This window comes from Vibrio sp. 811, assembly GCF_033339195.1.
In genome coordinates this window covers 1-587 of the sequence record NZ_JAWOUB010000673.1, presented here as the reverse complement: position 1 = coordinate 587, position 587 = coordinate 1, and the positions used below count along the sequence as shown (strand labels likewise).

At 46.5% G+C, this 587-nt stretch carries 1 protein-coding gene; it reads right to left on the bottom strand.

Features of this window, described 5'->3' with window-relative positions:
• Positions 1 to 587 (bottom strand): cytochrome c-type biogenesis CcmF C-terminal domain-containing protein (locus R7Q46_RS28765; protein WP_318078521.1); only part of this gene is annotated, 587 nt, incomplete at both ends.

The following is a 587-nucleotide window of genomic DNA, read 5'->3' as shown; positions in this document are numbered from 1 at the left end:
CGCACGGTATCAACCGACAAGATAAAGACGGCTACGACACCTAAAGCGATAGTACTTGCGAAGGCGAATTGCCCTTTCCAGTTCGCGCGCACTCCTTTTGTCCACCGCAAAATTGGCGTCATGGCTAACGCCAACAAAGCGAAAATACTAAGAGGAAATATCAAGCTATTAAAATACGGCGCACCAACAGAGATGTTTCCCAACCCTAGCAATTGATAAATCATCGGGTAGAACGTACCTAAAAAGACGATCGCCGTGGATATGACCAAAAGTCCAATGGCCACATACACCATATAAGCTCGACTGATCAAGGAACGTAACCTAAATGGTTTGATGGCATTTCCACGCACAATCAGTACGCCAAACGTCATCAATACTAACGCACTAAGCACAGCAAGCAGGGCTAAACCTTTGGTAGGATCCACAGCAAAAGCATGCACCGATGTCAATACGCCAGAACGTACGATAAATGTCCCGAGAATGCTTAAACTAAAGGTCGCAAACGCCAACGCGTATGTGCTCCACAACGCTCCCTGATTTTTCTTTGTTAATACTCCGCTGTGCAGGAGTGCAGTGCCTGTTAACCA